The sequence below is a fragment of the Calothrix sp. NIES-2098 genome, assembly GCF_963875125.1.
GTDB lineage: Bacteria > Cyanobacteriota > Cyanobacteriia > Cyanobacteriales > Nostocaceae > Aulosira.
On the sequence record NZ_CAWNKJ010000001.1, the window covers coordinates 3,780,297 to 3,800,569 of the forward strand.

The following is a 20,273-nucleotide window of genomic DNA, read 5'->3' on the forward strand; positions in this document are numbered from 1 at the left end:
TGTTCCTACGTTGAGCTAATTGTCAAACTCATAGCAATTCAAAATAAAGACAGCTAAATTTAATCAGGGTTTATAAGTTTGAATGCGTGACTTCTCTTTTGTTACCAGACTGTCTTAGCCAACAATCGGCTTTCACCATCCTAGAAAAACGATTAGGGAAGTACGTCCTCCTACTGAAGGATGACAACAATACACTTCATGCCATTAATAAAACATCTACTTCTCAATCTCAAAATCTACTCCTTTAGTGGCGTAATTGCTTTTCATAAACCAATTGCCTACATTCACGGCGACTCGCACTACTACCGTATTGACAAACCATTTCTTGATGTTCAAGGTGGACGCCTTGAAAACTTCACTCGTATCGAGACATTTGGTGACAATCAGGGAAACGGCACCAACGATGTACAGTGGATCAAAGTGACTGTCGATCCTCGTAGACGAGAGGTGTTTTCATATCAACCACAGATTGTTCCCAGCAATCGAGTGGTGGTTCCTGCTCCGTAATAATAAGCGATGTTGACGCCAACTCCTCCCATGTTTTGTTGTGTGTGGGAGGAGTTGTTTTCAAGCGATCGCGGAGTATACGGATGAAGAAAAATTTGAGGATTTTTGTGCGTGAGTCCTACTTATTAGTAGAGCACACAAACGGTATTACGCAATACTCAAATTGATTTTGACAACGACATCGTTGAAATCTCGATCGCCACCATTTGTTAAATCCTCAAAGCCAAAGATGTTATTACCTAATAGGCGAAGATGATCGGTTTTGTCAGGGTTAGCACCTAAGAAAGGAAAGTAAACTGCTGGATCGTTGTTAGGATTTGTATCAATAACTGCATCAGGTCTGCCATTAATAATGATAAATGGCACGAAGATAGCACCTGGTTGAAAAGTGCCACTGTAAGTTGCAGTACCTTGGTTACTAACTCTCAAGTCAATTCCCGCAACACGTCCGCGAATCGCAGCTTGAGTATAACCAGCTTGTCCTGGGAGAATATCTGCTTTGCCATCATTATTAGTGTCAATTCCACCATTCTCATCAATCGCCTGATAGAAGCCAACAAAGTTGTCGAAAGCTGCTTCTCTATTTACTACAAAGTCAGCTTTAACTTGTTTTTTCAGACCTCGTAAATCAATCAATTCTCCCTGTGGCTGACTTTGCAGATTTGTACCTAAAGATAATGGGTCATTTGTGGTCTGAATCTTCACTACTAAATCTTGGAAGCTATTAGTACTATTTCCCGAACCATCCTGCCAAGCTAAAGAAAATCCATCAGATCCTAAATCTGTAATTTTCTGTGTTGCTGCACTAGAAAATAGTACGTCTGTAATTGCAGAGATTCCAGATTTTACCGCATCAATCGTACTATTTTTTACTAAATAGAATCTCAAATTCTCACCAGAATTAAATTCCAACAGACTTTTGAGATCGTTGCTATTAAATCCATTAGGACGATTAACGATCGCAGAGAAAATCACTCTAGCACGCTCTAAAGCTGCTTGAGTATAACCTGCTGCACCTGGCGCAATACCGTTAATCTTACCTTGAGCATCATCAACAACATATACTCCCAGCTCATTCACCAATTTAGAACTATTTCCGGTGAGAGTAACTTGCAGTCTGGCCTGATCGCCATCACCTTTAATGGTGAAGACATCATTATCAGCACTCTTGGCTAAGGGGATATCGTTATCAGTAATGCTCACACCTACAGACCCAATAGCAATGCCATTATAGTTGGCATCAGTACTTGTAGCTGTATGTTGGATAGTATCGCTGTGATTCCCTTCGACGATCGCATCATCTACTGCTGTTACCGTCACCTCTTGTTCGACATTCCAGTTCTGTGCGGTGAAAGTCAGAGTCTTGGCACTAGCTTTGATTTGCTTTCCAGTGTTAATCGCAATCGTAACATCAGCCTGTGGTTTGCTCTTGAGTACAACAGAATAGCGATCGCCTGCACCACCTTCGGTCACTTTAGTACTACCATCAGTCTGGGTGATAGTTACACCTACATCAATACCACCACTTACATCAGTAATAGTTCCTTTAGCTTTACCGTTAGTCGGACTGATAGTTGCTCCATTTGTGGGATTGCTTAAACTGACGCTGAAAGTTTCATTTCCTTCTACTAAGGAATCGGTCGTTGTCTGAACGCGATAGGTTTTATTAGTCTCTCCTTGCTTAAAGGTAAGAGTCTCAGTTTTGGCTGTAAAGTCATCGTTACTAGCTGTATCGCCTGTATTTATAGATGTAGATACAGTGAGACTTTCTTCCGCTTGAGCATCTCCTGTACGAGTGATGGTAAATGCGATCGCACCTCCTTCCACTCCAGAAGCATCTGCGATCGCAAATATCGGTGCTAGGTCATCGTTAGTAATAGTTCCTATCGCTGTAGCGTTAGTGGAACTGACGATCGCTTCATTTGAGGGATTGCTCAAACTGACGGTGAAAGTTTCATCAGCTTCAAATAAGGAGTCTTGAGTCGTCTGAACGTTAAATATTTTACTCGTCTCTCCCTGTTTAAAGATGAGAGTCTCAGTTTTCGCTGTCACATCATTGTTACTGGCTGTATCTCCTGTAGCTATCGATGTCGATACAGTAACGCTTTGCTCAGATTGCACATCTTTGCTGCGAGTAACAGTGAATGCGATCGCCTGACCTTCAACGGCTGAAGCGTTAGTAATCGCGAAAGTATTAACTACAAAGTCGAAGTCATCTGCTGTCAGATTATTAGCTTGGACATTTCTTAAAATCCCTAATTCTTTTAATTCTCCATTGATGGTGGCTTTGATTGATGTATCCGGGCCTGGTTGACCATTTACCACGATTTGCTCTAATTTCAAATCTTGGAATCTCTTCACCTCTGGGATTCCAGCAATGACAACTTTATCTTGACTTTTAGTAAAATCAAATACTTCTACAGGCACATCAGGAACGGCGGCACTAGTAATATAGAAGCGGTCTAGACCAGTACCGCCTGTAAATTGGCTACCTTTGATACCAGCAAAGAGGGAATCATCACCAGCACCACCAAATAAGCGATCGCTAGCCAATCCGCCAATCAGGAAATCGTCACCTTCGCCTCCATCAAGGTTGTTGTTACCTGTAGGATTAGATGCATCGAGAAAGTCATTACCAGAGCCACCAAATAACCTGTTGTAACCAGTTCCATCAGAAACAACAAGCCGATCTTCTCCGCCTCCACCATCGAGTTTGTTATTACTACCCTCTACTACAAATAGGCGATCGTTATCTTCGCCGCCTTCAAGGGTATTGAAACCTAAACTCCCGACAGCAAATAAACTATCTTCGCCAATACCACCTTTTAAAGTATCGTTATTGTTGCCCAAAAGCTGGTCATTACCAGAACCACCATCAAGTAGATTATTGCCTTGACCGTTGGTAGAATCTAGTATGTCATCTCCCTCAAAACCAAATAATTGATCGTTGTTTTGAGCGTATAACTCATCTTGATTTGCAGTTCCGTTAATAATCATAATTATGTTTTTAGCTAGATTATATTTTTCGACACAGATTTCCTCTAAATGGTTTTAGTGCTAATTTTTAGCTCGCTCCCATTTAAAGACAAATATTCTTTATCTTTTAAAGATAATTTATCGGGAATTATTAGTATATTTTTACGATATTTTTTAACGCATTATCTTATCTATTTCTATAAATTTTTAGGTGAGTTTATGAGTTTTTGATTAACTGCTAATCCCAATCCATATAAACCCATGAATAAATTAAAAATCAATTATCAAAAGGTTATCGAATAATTAAAATGCGTTCAATTGATCGCTAAGTAAATTAGTAGTCACTATAATCAGTGCCTTGGTTTAACACCAATATTGAAACTAATGCTGACTCTGACATCATCACTAAGGTTTGTTTCTACACCATGCATCAGCCAACTAGGGAATATAATCATCGTTCCCGCAACTGCTTTGTAAGTAATACTTGGCATTGTCCAAACAGTAAAATCTAAATAAGGTGGTAAAAGTCGATGTGCGCCTATGCGAGGATAGCGAAAAAATATTCCCCCACAATCTTCAGGCGCTTTCACATAATAAACACCGCTTAATAATGAGTTAGGATGATCGTGAACTGAGTTGGAAGCAAATTTGCCATTAACCATTGCCCAGCAATTATTGATATTGAGAAAGATCTGTTCTAAATCCCATTTGAGAAAATCAGTTATTTCTGAAATATTAGTCATAATGATTTCCATGAAGTCTTGAAATTCATCTCTCTGGTTAAGATTATCTACACTATGCCAACCTAGGATATTAGACATTTGCATTCCCTGTTTATCTTGAGCATATTCAGCCTGAATTAATTGCAATAATCTGGTGTTGAGTTGTTCATAATTATCAACATTAAAGTGCCATATGGGTGTAGGAAACCAATCTGTTCTTGTACCTTTCATATCTAAAATCCAACGCTCGATAAATATACAGTATTCATATTTGATTTCTAAAATACACGTAGCGGGCTTTGGGTTCCGCTACTACCAAAAGGGAGCAAGATGCTTCCACTACTTTTAAAACTATGGTTCTGAAAATATATGTAGTTTAGTAATCCTATAGATAGAAAAAGCGAGGAAGTCTGACTTCCTCGCAATGAGAAAATTACTACAGATGTAATAACTTTCTGTTTACACCACACTCACAGAGAAAACAAAGTCATTTGCAGTCAGCGTACTGGAGGTAATTCCTAGTAATGAAGCTAATTCAGTACTTCCGGCTTTTACCAAAGTGTCATTACCTTGTTGTAATAGTGTCAAGTCACTAAATTTAGTCACTCCACTAATACCGCCAATGCCAATTACGTCAATTCCTGGGTTAAAGTCGGTGACAATATTCTTGCTAGTCGGAAGACTAGCATTAGCAATCCAGAATTGATCGACACCAGCACCACCAGTCAGGCGATTACCTCCGCCAGAACCAGCAAATAACACATCATCACCATCACCACCAAAAAGGGAGTCATTAACGCTGGAGAAGAGTTTATCATCTCCAGAGCCACCATAGAGTCGGTTATTGCTGCCATTACTGGTGATAGTATCGTTACCGGAACCACCGAAGAGGAATTGATGCGAACCTTCAACTACTTGCAGGGTATCAGAACCAGCGCCGCCAAATAGGTTATTGCTACTACCAGCTTCAACTACGGTGATTTCATCGTTACCTGCGCCACCATCAACAGTGGTATTGCTAGCCGCACCATTAACACCCACTAAAGCTTGGTCATTACCATCACCACTATTTATAGTAGAATTACTACCTGCAAATACTGTATCATCACCGTTACCAGCAATAATTGTGTTGTTATTGGTTGCATCTACCGTATCTGCACCATCACCTGTAAATAAGGTTTGTCCCGGCTTAGGGGTGAGGTCGTCGCTGTTACTAGAACCAAATTGCAGGTCTAATTGTACGGCATTCAGCCCCACAGTGCGATCGCTAAATCCGGCAGCGGTAAAGTATTTATTATCACCTACAGTTTGATAATTGAGAATTGTGGCTTGATCGTTGGCAGATGGTTGAGACCTTACAGTTCCCTTAGTATATTCAACTGTATCAGGCCCGCCTACCAATGCTTCTGTAATTGCGCGTCCTTTTAAATCACCAATGCTAGGAATGTTGAACCCCAGAATTTTAGCTAGTGTGGGTGCAACATCAGCATTACTCACAGGCGCGGAGTCTACATAACCTGCTTTAAAGTCAGGGCCGATCGCTTCCATATTATTGAAAGTATCACCGCGACCAAAACTACCATGCATCCCTTGTCCTTGCTGGAGAGTCGTGTCAGCAACTTCTACTTGCGCTTGAGGATCGTTAGGATTATTCGGGTTAGTGCTAAAGGTTTTGAAGTTAATGACAATCGAAGGAGTGGGAAGTTCTGAAGTCCCTACTAGCCCAATCGTGCTGAGTTTGAGCGCCCCAGGAATATCACCAAAAGCATCATCAGTAAAGATACCACTGATGTAATCTTTTTGTGCCAAGAACGAAACAATCTTAGCGACCAAGGTCTTATCTTTGCTGGGAACATATAGCAAATCCGAGCCACCGTTCGCAGCAACTACGACTTGGGTATTAGGGTCAATTACGCCATTGACAACCTTACCACTACCACCAATCACACCATTACCACTGAGAGGGTTTTGACCTGCGGTGGGATCAACTACGGCGTATTGAATATTATTGATATTGCTAGTAGTAACGGGGGCTGTGGGTTTATTGGGATCGTAGAGAGTCGCACCAAGGTCATGGGCGAGGTCGATCGCTACAAAACCGGGGGGTAAAAATCCAGCGTGAACACTCGGAGTCTTCACACCAGTAGTAGCATCTACTGTGTAATAGCTCAAGGAAGCAGCATAGCTAGTTGTGTTGATGTAGGTTGGTGTACCTGCTGCATCAAATTTCACCCCTACGGCCTGCTTACTGATTGTAGAAAACCCGTGATCGGCTGTCACAAAAATATCTGTATTTTCGTAGAGCGTATGACCAGGATTTGCCGGGTCTGGTGTCGCCTTCAAATAATCAATAATCTGCTTTAAGTTGGCATCAGCATCTTGAATACCCTTCTTGGAAGTAGGGCCATTGATACCAATGGTGAGGGAGTTGTTACCAGGATCGGCAGGGTTAAAGGCATCACCATTGTTGTGTTGAGTACCATCAGGATCTCTAGACCAATAGACAGCAGCAAATCCTTTAGAAGTGTTACTAGCAATATCAGCCACAAACTGAGGTAGAACAGCTTTGGTAGTAGCGTCCGCAAAGTATTGCTGTTGTTGAGCATTAGGGTTGAGGGTTCCGGCTGTTGTTAAGCTCCCCGCTGGCTGATTGCTTCTGATGCTACCGATAGTAGTGGCTACAGTGGTTGTACCGGGGACATTTTGACCGATCAAACCCGCATTATTCAGGTCAGTTGCGATCGCTTGGCTCAATGGAATTGCATTTTGTGAACCAACACTGTTAACAGGAGGATTAGTAGCGTTGGCAATGCTGTTGATATAGGTGCTGTCATCGATGATGACAGTTTTAGGCGTAATATTGGCAGTTGCCGTCCCACCAGTACGGCTATCTTGGGTAACATCTTGAATTGCCACTGGCCCAAGCTTACCAATCGCCGCTGTAGAATACCCATTAGCGCGGGCATAAGCTAGAAGTGATTCTTCTGTCAGGAAGTTATTTTTGCTGAAACTGGTATCTGGATCGGCAAGATTAGAATTGGCATTGAGATCGGCAAGGATCGGATCGTTTTCAATAAATGGTGTAACACTACCATTGGAGTTAATTACGGGATAACCAGTATATACAGTATTACTGAAGTCGCCTGTATCACCGAGGTAATGTCCAGTAGCGATCGCAGAAGCATTCGGGGTTGTAAAAGTAGGAAATAGCGAATGGCTATTAGTAAAATTAACTCCTTGCTGACGGATACTATATAAAGTTGGAGTATCAATTGGATTTACAGAACCGTTTCGCAATCCATCCGCAACAAAAATAATGACATTTCTACTGTTGCTGTTTGTATCAGCCATGCCTACTACTCCTTCAGTATTTAGTTCTGCAATTGATAGGGAGATTGGCTCGCTAACATATAGCCCTATTGAGGTGTCGTAGGAATTTCGTGTTTATGTAAGCCAATTAGGTGAAAAGGCAGATACAAATGAGGATTTTTTCCATTTAAATATCTGTTCGCTTTTCTGATTTTTACAAAAACACCTTCATAGGACTTTGTTATTAATTAATTGCCAATCCCTATTTCACATTTCAATTTTTTAGCTAGAGAAAAGTAGTATTTGGCGACAAAATGCTCTAAATCCACTACTCATTCGTGTGGATAATTAAAAGTCTTAGATTTTAGTAACCATATAAAAGGATAACAGTTCAAAGTTGAAGAAAGGTTATAAACAAGTTAAGTCCATACAACAGTCCGAGAAGTATATTAAATCCTGAAATTGACAAATTAAATTAGCAAAAATCTACTATAGGATAGAGGCATAAATAAACTCTTGTATTTTTTACTTTGAACATTAAGATTCGGTTAATAAAAGGTAAACAAAAAGAGGGAGTATAACTCCCTCAATGATAAAAATTAGTACAACATAAACAAATTCTAATTAAATTTGATAGTTGAATTTAAACTAGAAAGAGCTTTAGCGAAAATCACTGCACTATACGAAAAATCTCACTTTTTGAAGTGACTCAAACAGACAATAATCCATTAAGGTAGGCACAGCGATGAGCCAGGGATTTGAGGCACATTTTCTCGATTCCATTGTCCGCGCCGAAGGCATCGCTTGAACATATTCTTGACGGGCTTGCTTTTGTTCTGAGTTGTTGGTAAGTACATACACTCGTTTTAATTACCCTGACTGATTTTTGCACTCTTTGCAAAAAACTGGGATGCTCTCCAAAGAGACCCTAGTAGCGGGGACAAATGACAAATCACAAAAGCGCCTTGTCTGATATCCGGAAGTCGGTGCTCAGATTTTGTAATCATAACTAATGACAAATCATAAACAACATTAGCTAGTGGTTCATGTCATTAATTATTCTAGATACTTACGTAATCAGCACAGAGTTTGCTGAAAGTAAGGACTTCAGTCCTTACTCCGAAATTATTGTGGTGGAATACTAGCAGCAAAAAAGTGTAGTTTCTCAATACAATTACAAAAATTAGAGGTAATAATCTATGATTGACCTTTATTATTGGCCAACCCCAAACGGTAATAAAATCACAATTTTCTTGGAAGAAGTTGGAATTCCTTACAACACTATTCCTGTTAATATTATGGTTGGCGAGCAATTCAAGCCGGAGTTTCTTAATGTTTCTCCTAACAATCGCATTCCTGCAATTGTTGACCATAAACCTGCAAATGGAGGTGCGCCAATTTCTGTTTTTGAGTCTGGTGCAATTCTGCTATATTTAGCAGAAAAAACTGGGAAATTAATTCCTCAAGATGTGCGCGTAGAAGTTTTACAATGGCTATTTTGGCAAATGGGAGGTTTAGGGCCAATGGCTGGACAGAATCACCACTTTGGCGAATACGCACCAGAAAAAATTGACTATGCCATTAACCGCTACGTCAAAGAAACAGGACGCTTGTATACAGTGTTAGATAAACGACTAGCAGATAGAGAATTTGTAGCTGGCGTTTATTCTATTGCTGATATTGCTGCTTATCCCTGGATTGTCCTTTATGAGCGCCAAAATCAAAATTTAGAAGATTTTCCTAATCTGAAGCGTTGGTTTGAGACAATAAAGGCACGTCCGGCAACAATTCGCGCTTACGAAAAAGCAGAAGCATTCAAGATTTCAAACCCTGCTAATGACAAGGTTGTGCTCTCACCCTAGAAGAGACTGGCTATAAATACGAAACCTGATGACCCTGCTAAAAGTTTTATAGCCAGGGTGGTCAGACTTTATTCGTATCGCAAGATTAAATTTAAAATCCCAGATGTGCAGCAAATCCCTTCTTGCATTTGTAGCATTGGCGCAGCCTCTCGGAACGAGAACCGCTATTTTCTTGAGCACGAGTAATCAAAAGGAGATTCACTTGTCTTTACCAATTTATGGTTGATTCAGTCTAGTTACTGAAAGCGTATAGCCGTCTCAAATGCTTTTTAACTTCCGTAATCTTATTGATAAAATGCGCTAAAAAATGCTAATTAATAGATTGATTATCATCAAATAGATATATCATAAAGATAGCTTTACAAAAATCAACAATGGTAGAACGCCCAATTAAAAAATCAGATCGTCAGCCCCAAGCAAATACTGATACTGACGAAAATTTGGATTCTGTGCTTCCTACAGAGTCTAATCCTCAAGGCTCAAAACCAAGTCGTAATCGCTCCTCTGGTAAAGGAAAAAAAGGATCTTTTCGTGATGAAAGCAAGCAGCAAGTTAGTCCTGCACTAGTGCGTGGCCCGAAACCTGTTAAACCAAAAATCAATGTCAAACCAGATCCTGAAACTGAATCAGAATCTATCTCTGAAGAATCTCAAGATTAATAAGGACGAGCTAAGGAGCCGTAACTAATGAAAACAGATAAGCTGAGAATCAATCAGCTTTCAGATCGTGCTTACGAGTGGTATACCACCTACTTGCAGGCTATTGATACCAAGAACATTGAAGTATACGGCACTTTCTTAGCAAATGATTGTGTAATGCAATTCAATAATAATTGTCCAGTTCCAGGTCAGGCTATTATTTTGCAGGATCTATCTAATTACTGGACTACCTTTGATAACTTGACTCACGATTTACTAAATATTTATGGTAACGATTCCTCGTTTGCCCTGGAAGCGTTAAATCATTACAAACGCAAGGATGGAAAACTGGTAACACTTTCAGCAGTAGCTTTCACCGATCGCAACTCAAAAGGCTTGGTAACTTCTATTAGACTTTACACCGATACAACACCTCTGTTTGCATAATCGCAGCTTCAGACTTTAATATCCATATCGTTGATCGTAGACAGCACGATCGCTTGTACTGGCGGTTTTGTGAGGCGAGTTTAAAGTCTCAAATATTATACCTCATAAAGTGCAACTACAAGATGTAAAGGTAAACCACGGGGCAGGTGTTGCTATAGAACAGATTATTGCTCATAATCTAGAAGTTTGATTTCTAGGGATGAGTATTACTTTATAAAAAGCGTGAGATTCAATTTTGACCCAAATAATGAAAACGGCGGGATGCACTATCTCGCCTTTTTTGATGAAAGCTAGCTAATTTAAATTAAACGGCAAAATTTTAGAACATAAATATTTTATTTTGGTTCAATTAAAAGCCACAAATAACGCTGAAATAATTTTTCTCTATCTTAAAATCAACGGATGTTAAGCCTAAATTCAGATATAAATTCTGAGGAGAATCAACATGGAAAAGCATCAGAGAAATTACAAAGGTCATCTAGAAATCAACAGTCTAATTGATGATGCTGTAAATAATGCGATCGCACGACGCAATCAAGGTTTAGATTCAGAAGATGCTTTGTTAGATGTATCTGATGAAGAAGCGAAAAATGTTGCAGGTGGACTAGCATCTACAACCATCGGTTTGATTGCTAAACCTCCGATTATTGTAGGAATCATCGCCATCCCAACTCCAACCATTTAGCCATCAAGATTCTTTTTACTGAAGCGCAATTAATGGAAAACATTGCTGCTGAAAAAACTACACTTTGCCCCAGTGCTAGACCAGAACCTGAGAATAGTGTGGTTTTCGGTATTATCAGTGGAACAGTAGCAGAACCCCGTGTAGCTTATCTTAAGCAGCCCCAAACACTCACGGATGAACTCATAGCCAAAGCTAGCCCAGTTACACCCGCAGAAATTTTTCGCACAGCCTCACCTTGTGCCACAAAAGGCTGCCAACATTTTGATGGACAAGATTGTCGTCTAGCCACGCGCATTGTCGAAAAGTTACCTGCGATCGCAGAGGAATTACCCCCTTGTGCCATACGCAGAGATTGCCGATGGTGGCAACAAGAAGGTAAGGCAGCTTGTATGCGTTGTCCTCAGGTAATTACAGATAACTACAATGCCTCTGAACTAGCAACTGAAGTAGCAATGCCAACTGCTATTTAACTCATCTCAGGAGCAGATTATGTCCTTAGAAAATGTTAGAGCTTTCTACGAAAGACTAGCATCTGATGAAGCTTTTCGTAACCAAATACAAAGCGTAGAAAGCAAAGATGCAGGTAGAGAAATTTTGCAAAACGCTGGTTTTGATTTTACCCCAGCAGAATTTGAAGAATATACAGAGCAATTGCTAGAAACCAATGCAGCCAATGATGATTTAAAAGATTTAAATCCACAAGAATTAGAAGCTGTATTTGGTGGAGCAATACCTGTAATTTTTCCTGGGGTTTTGCCAATCCTGATGTACGGAGTTGTAATTACCCAAATTCGTTCATTGCTCTAATTCTGATAGATAATTTTGGTTTTTCTTAAGGAGAAAATTATGTCTTTAGAGAACGTCAGAGCATTTTACGAAAAGCTAGCATCTGATGAAGCTTTCCGTAGCCAAATGCAAGCTGTTGAAAGTAAGGATGAATGTAGCCAAGTTGTCAAAAGTGCTGGCTTTGATTTTACTCAAGAAGAGTTTGAAGAATATACAACTCAATTATTAGAATCAAATGGGGCTGAGGGCGAACTCAAAGACTTAGGTGAAAAAGAACTAGAAGCTGTTTTTGGTGGCATTCTTGGTCAGCCCATCATCCAGCCTTTATATGGAGTTATTGTGTGGCCTCCGATTAAATGGCCGCCTATTTATCCTCAGCCTTTGTATGGAGTTGTCACCACCACTGATATTTGAGGCAACTTAAAAAAAGCTCAATATGGGGAGGAATGAGAATTTACCCCTCCCCTGATAGAACAATTGATTAAGGGAGTTTATTCTCGTGACCTATCGCAGAATTAGTTATGCGGTTTGGGAAATTACCCTGAAGTGCAATCTTGCTTGTCAGCATTGTGGTTCTCGCGCTGGCCATACAAGGGCAAAAGAACTCTCTACCGAAGAAGCCCTCGATTTAGTCAGACAAATGGCGGAAGTTGGGATTACAGAAGTAACGATAATTGGCGGTGAAGCTTTTCTGCGTCCTGATTGGCTAGAGATTGCCCAAGCAATTACCAAAGCGGGAATGCTTTGCGGTATGACTACCGGGGGCTATGGTATTACTCTAGACACAGCCCACAAAATGAAGGAAGCTGGAATTCATGTAGTTTCTGTGTCTGTTGATGGCTTAGAAGCAACACACGATCGCATCCGTGGTAGACAAGGTTCATGGCATTGGGCGTTTAAAACCATGAGTCACCTTAAGCAAGCGGGTATTCCCTTTGGTTGCAATACACAAATCAATCGCCTATCTGCACCAGAATTCCCTCGTATTTATGAGTATCTACGCGACGCGGGAATCTTCGCCTGGCAAATTCAATTAACCGTACCGATGGGGAATGCAGCCGATAATAGCGAGATTCTGCTGCAACCTTATGAATTACTGGATGTATACCCAATGATTGCACGTGTTGCGCAACGAGCCAAGCAAGAAGGGGTACAGGTACAGCCAGGAAATAACATCGGCTACTACGGCCCTTATGAGCGCTTTTTACGAGGCGGCGATGCTTGGACGTTTTGGCAAGGGTGCAGTGCGGGATTGTCTGCTTTAGGAATTGAAGCCGATGGGGCGATTAAAGGTTGTCCTTCACTGCCAACTACAGCTTACACCGGTGGAAATATCCGCGATCGCTCTTTGCGCAGCATCATCGAAGAAACAGAAGAACTGCGGTTTAATTTAGGCGCTGGTACTCCTAAGGGCACAGAACATTTGTGGGGTTTCTGCAAAACTTGTGAATTTGCTGAACTATGTCGAGGTGGTTGCAGTTGGACTGCACACGTCTTTTTTGACAAGCGAGGTAACAATCCCTATTGCCATCATCGCGCCCTCACTCAACAAAAACAAGGCATCCGCGAACGAGTATTTCTGCAACGTAGTGCTGATGGTAATCCCTTTGATAATGGAGAATTCGCTTTAGTAGAAGAGCCTATTAATGCTCCTTGGCCAGAAAACGATCCGCTTCACTTTACTGCTGACCGCATTCAATGGCCAGACAGTTGGCAAGAAGAATTATCGCTACCATCTTTAGTGGTTTTGAGTTAAATCAAGTTCAGCAATCCCAATCCTATGAATGATAGCTCTACCGATCGTCTGCCTACAACAGATGGCGATCGCTCTCCATCTGAATTAGACTCTCAAGAACCTCTTTTACCTCGTTTAGCTTGGAACAGCCAAATAGCATATATGCGAGTTGTCTTTAAAGCTAAAAAGGCTTTAGATCGAATCGAAAAAGAAGCAGGGATTTTGAGCATTAACAAATAATTTTTTGAGAAATCTTCAACATTGGTTTATGTCTAGATTAAAAGTTTCCGATTTAAATTCTGCTGGTTCTGAGTTTTTTCAAGATTCTGAGACTTTTCTCTTAGACTTAAAAGATGATGAACTTTGTATGCAATATGGTGGAATTTTTATTACCACTAACATCAGCGTAATTAATGTTCCTATCTCCGAAGATATTTTTGCACCGTCTATTTCCTTAATTCGGTGATTGAACATTGACAACTGGTTTAGCGGCTATGGTTGTCTCTAACCTTACTTATGTAAAAACCTGCCTACCCATAATCTGAAGAATCGCGATCGCTGGACAATACTAAAACAATTATGTTCCAAAAACATAATTCTTCTAGTTGCTTTAACAATAGTTAAATGTCAAACTTTAAAATATAGCGATCGCATAACCTATGAGCTAATCTCGCAACAGATTACAACTCAACTCAACAACCACACCGAGGTTTTATCACCTTGTTTTCGCTATAGTCTATCTCTAACAATAAACCCTCACCAACCATGAGGGTTTGTTACTTAATAGAAAAAAATTAATACTATTTGACTTTAAAACGGGTATTTATTTTAAATTTAAAAAACTTGTTCAGACATTGAAAGCTTATGAAATTCATTTTAAACTCGGATAATGTTTTCGGTTATCTCATTGAGCAGGGTGTATGTAATCAATCTGACACAAGTTCCTGCACGGTAGAACCAGTAACTGCAAAGAATTTTAATTTATTGCTAACTCTTGCAGATAGTCGTAAGCTTCTTATTAAGCAAGAACGACACGATCGAGAAGGTAAAACTGCTGGTGAGTTTTTAGCTGAGTGGAGAATTCAAAAGTTTTTACAGCAATTTCCCAGTCTTAATAACTATCAGCATTTTTTGCCAGAAGTACTGCATTTTGATCTAGACAATTCCATTATTCTCTTCAAATACCTAGACGATTATCAGGATTTAATGGATTTTTACACAAAAGGAAACTCTTTTCCCGCAGAAATTGCCACAGCAATCGGCACTATCTTAGGCACTATTCATCGTGACACTTTTAACAACCAAGAATATCAAGAATTTTTCTCTAAATCTTCAGATAATTTAATGGTTGACCAAGTATCCTATTTAGTGCGGAGATTAGAAAGAGTTGAACCGGAAATTTTTGGCTTGATACCTGATGATGGATTAAAGTTCTTTGTCCTCTATCAGCGTTATGATAGTTTGGGAGAAGCGATCGCAGAACTAGGTAATGCTGTAATTCCTGCTTGTTTAACCCACAATGACCTGAAACTGAATAATATCTTGCTGCAAAAAGATTGGCAGTCTTCCAGCAATAATACAATCCGCTTAATTGATTGGGAACGTTCTGCTTGGGGAGATCCAGCATTTGATTTGGGAACACTTATTGGTAGCTACGTACAAATCTGGCTAGGTAGCTTAGTCATCAGTAATTCTTTGAGTATGGAAGAATCTCTGCGTTTAGCGATCGCACCTTTAGAACTACTTCAACCTTCAATTGGCACATTAACCCAAGCTTATTTAACTAGATTTCCAAAAATTGTAGAACACCGCCCCGACTTTTTGCAGCGGGTAGTGCAATTTACAGGTTTTGCTTTAATTCAACAAATTCAGGCGATGATTCAATATCAAAAATACTTTGGCAATACAGGAATTGCGATGCTTCAGGTTGCCAAAACATTATTATGTCGTCCTGTACAATCAATGCCAACTGTTTTTGGTACTGCGGCTGTTATATAAATCATTTCATTGCAACTAAATAATTATGCAATTATTAAATTCTCCTCAATCTCAGCTAACTTTAACTGGGCGATTACTGGATGTACTGCAAGATATTGTTCGTAAAATCGAAATTAAATCTGATTTCTCCATTCATCATCTAGACTATAAACCTTTAGAATTACCATCTCAAATCATTGAACGGTTTCAAAAAATGCCAACTCAGATGCAGCAGAAATATCTGAGTCTGCAACTGCGGAGTTTTCTTTATGGAATTTATTACAACGGTTCAATGCGAACTGCGCTAGCACTAAATGGTGAAGGTAATACTTTGCCCCTCGATTTAGAAAATAATACTGTCTTGGGGATAGATATCAGTTTTTATGAGCAATTACATGAAAGTAATTGTGGAGAAGGTTATTTCGATCCTGGTTGGACTGTAATCAGAGAAGAAATAGATGGTACTTTAGCTGTAACTAAAGGTGGTTTGAGGTTACATATTCAACGTAACAAGCATCTTCAAGCTATTGAACAAGCTGCCGTAGTTAACGATTTAGTAGCTATCCGAATGCCTAAAAACCGGGTGCAAAATGGTTTTTATATGGCAGTTGGCAATCTAGGTTTTCCCGGTCTTACAAATCCTAAAAATTCCCAAGCGACTGTACGAATCTATTTCAATTTAACTCCTGAAGGCGCTGTGGAAGTAATGAGAAGCCTGACACAGAGATTAAATGATTTAGCAATTTCTTTTAGTTTTAAGGTTTTATATAATCCCAAAGATTACGGACGGCACGATTCTGGAGTTTTATACTTTGATAAAAGCGATTATCAAGTAGTTAAGGAAGTTTTAGAGATTGTTTATCGAGAAAATAAGTTACATTTTCAGCCGGAAGTTCCCTTATTTACAATGCAGCTTCAACCTGGGTTGGGTTTAGCAGAAGAACCAGACCAAAAGTTTGCCGAACATGAAAGCTTTGGCATGAATCGCTGCCAAATTGTAGCCAATGGATTACTAGCGGCTTGGTATCAAGGTGATAATTCTCCAGCAGGGCGGATACAAGCTATCCGTCAGGAATTTTCGCGCTTGGGGATTAATTTGCAGCGTACTTACTTAAATGCTAATTCGGAAGACATCTACCAGTTATTGAACTGATGCTAATAACAGATCTTTCTTCACAGGTTTTAGTAGAAACAAATAAAAATACTTGTCCAAATCCTAAATTCCCAGAATCAGACCTGCCTTTCTATCGAAATTTGGGACGAACTGACCTGACAGTTAGCTGTTTGGGTTTAGGAGGCGGCGGTCACATTTCCAGTGAAGATACCCTTTACGCCTTTGACCAAGGAATTAACTACTTTTTTTATTCCAGCGACCTGCATCATCATATCTATAGTTCAATGGCTGGGGCACTGCGCCAATTGTGTGGACGTAGTTCTGCAAAGCGAGAACAAGTTGTACTGGCAACAGCGACTTATATTAAAAGTCCAGAAATGGCAATGGCTGCTTTGTTCGATCAATTTGTTGATTTACAAATTGACTATATTGATGTGTTTTTCTGGGGCTGGATTGGCGTTAAAGATGGATCGGCTTTACAAGATTGCTTGCAACTTTCTCCTGATTTAAGAGGGCCTAACTCTGTATATCAACGCAGTATTGAAAAAATGCTTGGCATCTCAGAACGCCTGAAGAAAATGGGAGCAGTTCGCTATATTGGTGCTTCTTTTCACGATGTCAATCTTGCTCAACAGTGGTCTAACAGCCCTCTGTTGGATGTAGTCATGGTCAGACACAATGTTGCTCATCGGTCTGCACAATCGCAGGTATTTGATCGGCTAGATCCCCAAGACCCTCATCGCCCTGGTATCGTGACGTTTAAATCTACAGGTTCTCATACAGGAGTTCTTTGGGATGCGCCGCAAAGCTTACCAGCAGGTTGTTGGCAACCGTCAGTACCCGATTTATATCGCTACTCTTTAAGCCAGAATTGCGTCGATGTGTGCTTAACCGGATGGCGATATCGGCAAGAAATTGATGCTGCGATCGCCGGAATCCAAAAAGGTAAGCTTTCCCCAGCAGAAATTGACTACCTCAATCTATACGGAGATTTACATCGCAACAGACTTTCTCTTGGGGATATTTCACCAGAACGTTTAATTTATCGTTCCTAGATATCAAAAATACACTACAGCTTATGCTAGATTCCAAACCACAATTGACATTACCTGAAATTGCACCCGCATCTGATGAAGATATCCTGGCTTATTTACGTCACTCTTTTACAATTGCGACAATAGCGGCAGTTGCGGCACAAAATATATACATACTTAGAGTATGCGATCGCTTGGGAATTTCTGTGACTGATGAAGAATTGCAAGCAGCAGGAGATTCATTTCGCCACGATCGCAAACTGCTAGGAGTTTCCGAAACAATAGCATGGCTGACACAGCAACGAATTAGCGCAGAAGATTGGACACATGGAATTCGCTTATCTTTACTCACTCAAAAATTAAAAGAACATCTCTTTGGTGAGAACGTTGATGCTCACTACATTAACAACCGCGATAGTTATAAGCGTGTAGCTTTGTCGCAAATTTTAGTCAAGGATTTAACAGCAGCAACTACTATTGTTCAACTTCTACAAGAAAATCGGGTATCATTCCCGGCTTTAGCATTGGAATATTCGCAAGGGAAACAATCAAAAGAAAATGGTGGCTTCGTTGGAATCCGCTTTCTGGCTGAATTATTGCCAGAAATAGCAAAAGCGATCGCTGATGCAAAGGAAGGTGAAGTAGTTGGGCCAATTCAAACTCAAATGGGTTATCACATCCTCCGAATCGAGAAGTGGATGCCTGCAAATTTAAGTGAAATTCGAGAAGAAATTTTGGAGTCTTTATTTCAAGATTGGTTAAAAAATAAACAATTTTAATAAAAATATATAATTTTGATTGATGTCATAGCAAAATATTTTTTTAAATCATCAAGCCTACCTATAACTTGTGTTTAGGTAGGTTTATTCATATATCTATAGTTATCAAATTGTTCTTTTGCCTTCAGATTAGGAAAATAAAAGTAACTTTTATGTTCATCAAATATAAGGTTATCTGTAGATACACCAATTTATTTATGGCAATTTATTAATAGAAAGCTAGAAATTCAATTGATGAGTTTCAGCAATCTATATCTCTAACCAAAAATTGTTCAAAATTCTCAGGAGACTGCAATGGCTGCTATTGCAATTCATGATTTACGTCCTGCTGGTGCAGATTTATTTGCTGGTTCTGAAAACTTCATGAGTGATTTAGTTGACTCCGAACTCAATGCAGTTAATGGTGGTATTTCACCTTTAGTTATCTGGGGTGTAGCAATCACATCAGAATATGTAATTAGTGCTTTTGGCGTAGGTGTTGGTGCTGGTATTTATACAGCACTTAAGTAACTTAAAAATAAACTGAGGAGTAAACAATGGCTACAATTCGCATTGAACAATTAAGCGCAGGTTTTGAACTGATTGCTGACGAAGAAACATTTTTGGATGAACTCACTGATAGCGATCTAGACCTAAACAAAGGTGGAATCACCCCAGTAATTACAAGCCTGATCGTGTTCTCCGCAGGCTATAGTGTAGGCAGAGCAATCAGTGAAATCTTCAAATAACCATTGATATAACTGAAGGTCAAATCACCAATAGCAAGAGCAGAAAGTTATGTTTTAACATGGCTTCCTGCTCTTATTTTATTTATGTATTTTTTAGCCAATAAGTCTATCCCACAAATTTTTAGTGGATTTAATTTAAAAGCTTAGGGCAGAAAGCAGATTTATTCATTTAGTACGTATCTCTAAGCTTTGCTTGTTTAATCTCTAGCTATAAGCCTGATAGTATAAATTACTTAATTTGATGTCGTTTCGAGATAAGTGGAAAATAACAGTAACTTTTATGTTCATAAAATAGAGCATTATCCCTAGATATATCAATTTGTTTATGGCAATTTATTAATAGGAGTTAATAGAAGGCTGAAGTTCTATTGACGAATTTTAGCTAAGTTCTACCTATCCAAAATTCTTCAAAATTATTAGGAGTTTGAAAATGGCTGCTATTACAGTTCATGACTTACGCCCTGCTGGCGCAGATTTATTTGCTGGTTCTGAAAATTTCATGAGTGATTTAGCTGATTCAGAACTAAACACAGTTAACGGTGGTTTAACACCTGTAGTAATTTGGGGTGTAGCAATCACATCCGAATATGTAATTGGTGCTTTTGCTGTTGGCGTTGGTGCTGGTATTTATACAGCAGTTAAGTAACCTGTAAATTAAGATATTAAGTGAGGAGTAAACAATGGCTACAATTCGCATTGAACAGCTAAGTGCTGGTTTTGAATTGATTGCTGATGAAGAAACATTCTTGGATGAACTCACCGATAATGACTTAGACCTGAATAAAGGTGGAATCACTCCAGTAATTACAAGCCTGATCGTGTTCTCCGCAGGCTATGGTGTAGGCAAAGCAATCAGTCAAATTTTCTCCTAACCCTTGATTTCATAATCAAAGGTTCGCAATTTTTTAAACTATGAAATAATTAAGTGCAGGAGTCATAAAAACTTAAATTTAGAGTCGCATAAAGTCTGACTC

General features: G+C 39.6%; 22 protein-coding genes. 19 read left to right on the forward strand and 3 right to left on the reverse strand.

The window, feature by feature from the left end:
• Positions 1-180 precede the first annotated feature (180 nt).
• Entirely contained in the window at positions 181-507 is a 327-nt protein-coding gene (locus AACU33_RS15795; protein WP_339376059.1) for a hypothetical protein, read from the forward strand.
• Between the two features lie 147 nt (positions 508-654).
• On the opposite strand, the gene AACU33_RS15800 is transcribed toward AACU33_RS15795, so the two are convergent.
• From AACU33_RS15800 to AACU33_RS15810, 3 genes are all read right to left on the reverse strand, one after another.
• Complete coding sequence (locus AACU33_RS15800; protein ID WP_096589582.1) at positions 655-3,504, reverse strand: Calx-beta domain-containing protein; 2,850 nt, start codon at positions 3,502-3,504, stop codon at positions 655-657.
• Between the two features lie 329 nt (positions 3,505-3,833).
• A complete protein-coding gene (locus tag AACU33_RS15805; protein WP_096589583.1) occupies positions 3,834-4,436 on the reverse strand; it encodes a TIGR02466 family protein in 603 nt (200 codons plus the stop codon).
• A 228-nt stretch (positions 4,437-4,664) separates the two neighbouring features.
• Positions 4,665-7,556: an alkaline phosphatase family protein gene (locus AACU33_RS15810; RefSeq protein ID WP_096589584.1), complete on the reverse strand. Its 2,892-nt coding sequence runs from the start codon at positions 7,554-7,556 to the stop codon at positions 4,665-4,667.
• A gap of 1,157 nt (positions 7,557-8,713) precedes the next feature.
• On the opposite strand from AACU33_RS15810, the gene AACU33_RS15815 reads away from it, so the two are divergent.
• The 18 genes from AACU33_RS15815 (at position 8,714) to AACU33_RS15900 (ending at position 20,171) form a co-directional block, all read left to right on the forward strand.
• Positions 8,714-9,376, forward strand: a complete 663-nt coding sequence (locus AACU33_RS15815; protein ID WP_096589585.1) for a glutathione binding-like protein — start codon at positions 8,714-8,716, stop codon at positions 9,374-9,376.
• A gap of 374 nt (positions 9,377-9,750) precedes the next feature.
• Positions 9,751-10,035 carry a hypothetical protein gene (locus tag AACU33_RS15820; protein ID WP_096589586.1) on the forward strand — a complete coding sequence of 95 codons (285 nt, stop codon included), beginning with the start codon at positions 9,751-9,753 and terminating at the stop codon, positions 10,033-10,035.
• Positions 10,036-10,062: 27 nt separating this feature from the next.
• On the forward strand, positions 10,063-10,461 hold the full coding sequence (locus AACU33_RS15825) for a nuclear transport factor 2 family protein (protein WP_096589587.1): 399 nt from the start codon (positions 10,063-10,065) through the stop codon (positions 10,459-10,461).
• Positions 10,462-10,906: 445 nt separating this feature from the next.
• Positions 10,907-11,146 carry a hypothetical protein gene (locus AACU33_RS15830; RefSeq protein ID WP_096589588.1) on the forward strand — a complete coding sequence of 80 codons (240 nt, stop codon included), beginning with the start codon at positions 10,907-10,909 and terminating at the stop codon, positions 11,144-11,146.
• A gap of 32 nt (positions 11,147-11,178) precedes the next feature.
• Positions 11,179-11,616, forward strand: coding sequence for a nitrogen fixation protein (locus tag AACU33_RS15835; RefSeq protein ID WP_096589589.1), 438 nt, complete (start codon positions 11,179-11,181; stop codon positions 11,614-11,616).
• 19 nt (positions 11,617-11,635) lie between these two features.
• Positions 11,636-11,953, forward strand: a complete 318-nt coding sequence (locus AACU33_RS15840; RefSeq protein WP_096589590.1) for a Nif11-like leader peptide family natural product precursor — start codon at positions 11,636-11,638, stop codon at positions 11,951-11,953.
• Positions 11,954-11,992: 39 nt separating this feature from the next.
• The gene (locus tag AACU33_RS15845; RefSeq protein WP_096589591.1) at positions 11,993-12,346 is read left to right on the forward strand and encodes a Nif11-like leader peptide family natural product precursor; all 354 of its coding nucleotides are present in this window, start codon (positions 11,993-11,995) and stop codon (positions 12,344-12,346) included.
• A gap of 85 nt (positions 12,347-12,431) precedes the next feature.
• Entirely contained in the window at positions 12,432-13,688 is a 1,257-nt protein-coding gene (locus tag AACU33_RS15850) for a nif11-class peptide radical SAM maturase 3 (protein WP_339376060.1), read from the forward strand.
• Positions 13,689-13,712: 24 nt separating this feature from the next.
• On the forward strand, positions 13,713-13,907 hold the full coding sequence (locus AACU33_RS15855; RefSeq protein WP_096589593.1) for a hypothetical protein: 195 nt from the start codon (positions 13,713-13,715) through the stop codon (positions 13,905-13,907).
• Positions 13,908-13,935: 28 nt separating this feature from the next.
• Positions 13,936-14,133 (forward strand): hypothetical protein, encoded by a 198-nt coding sequence (locus AACU33_RS15860; RefSeq protein WP_096589594.1) that lies wholly within the window; start codon positions 13,936-13,938, stop codon positions 14,131-14,133.
• A gap of 398 nt (positions 14,134-14,531) precedes the next feature.
• On the forward strand, positions 14,532-15,665 hold the full coding sequence (locus AACU33_RS15865; RefSeq protein WP_096589595.1) for an aminoglycoside phosphotransferase family protein: 1,134 nt from the start codon (positions 14,532-14,534) through the stop codon (positions 15,663-15,665).
• Between the two features lie 25 nt (positions 15,666-15,690).
• Positions 15,691-16,797, forward strand: coding sequence for a T3SS effector HopA1 family protein (locus AACU33_RS15870; RefSeq protein WP_096589596.1), 1,107 nt, complete (start codon positions 15,691-15,693; stop codon positions 16,795-16,797).
• Positions 16,797-17,813, forward strand: a complete 1,017-nt coding sequence (locus AACU33_RS15875; RefSeq protein WP_096589597.1) for an aldo/keto reductase — start codon at positions 16,797-16,799, stop codon at positions 17,811-17,813. The genes AACU33_RS15870 and AACU33_RS15875 overlap by 1 nt, the downstream gene beginning before the upstream one ends.
• 23 nt (positions 17,814-17,836) lie before the next feature.
• On the forward strand, positions 17,837-18,571 hold the full coding sequence (locus tag AACU33_RS15880; RefSeq protein WP_096589598.1) for a peptidylprolyl isomerase: 735 nt from the start codon (positions 17,837-17,839) through the stop codon (positions 18,569-18,571).
• A 294-nt stretch (positions 18,572-18,865) separates the two neighbouring features.
• Complete coding sequence (locus tag AACU33_RS15885; protein ID WP_086834631.1) at positions 18,866-19,081, forward strand: hypothetical protein; 216 nt, start codon at positions 18,866-18,868, stop codon at positions 19,079-19,081.
• Positions 19,082-19,107: 26 nt separating this feature from the next.
• Positions 19,108-19,299, forward strand: a complete 192-nt coding sequence (locus AACU33_RS15890) for a hypothetical protein (RefSeq protein WP_096589599.1) — start codon at positions 19,108-19,110, stop codon at positions 19,297-19,299.
• 430 nt (positions 19,300-19,729) lie between these two features.
• Positions 19,730-19,945 (forward strand): hypothetical protein, encoded by a 216-nt coding sequence (locus AACU33_RS15895; RefSeq protein WP_096589600.1) that lies wholly within the window; start codon positions 19,730-19,732, stop codon positions 19,943-19,945.
• A 34-nt stretch (positions 19,946-19,979) separates the two neighbouring features.
• Complete coding sequence (locus AACU33_RS15900) at positions 19,980-20,171, forward strand: hypothetical protein (protein WP_096589601.1); 192 nt, start codon at positions 19,980-19,982, stop codon at positions 20,169-20,171.
• The last annotated feature ends 102 nt before the right edge of the window (positions 20,172-20,273 follow it).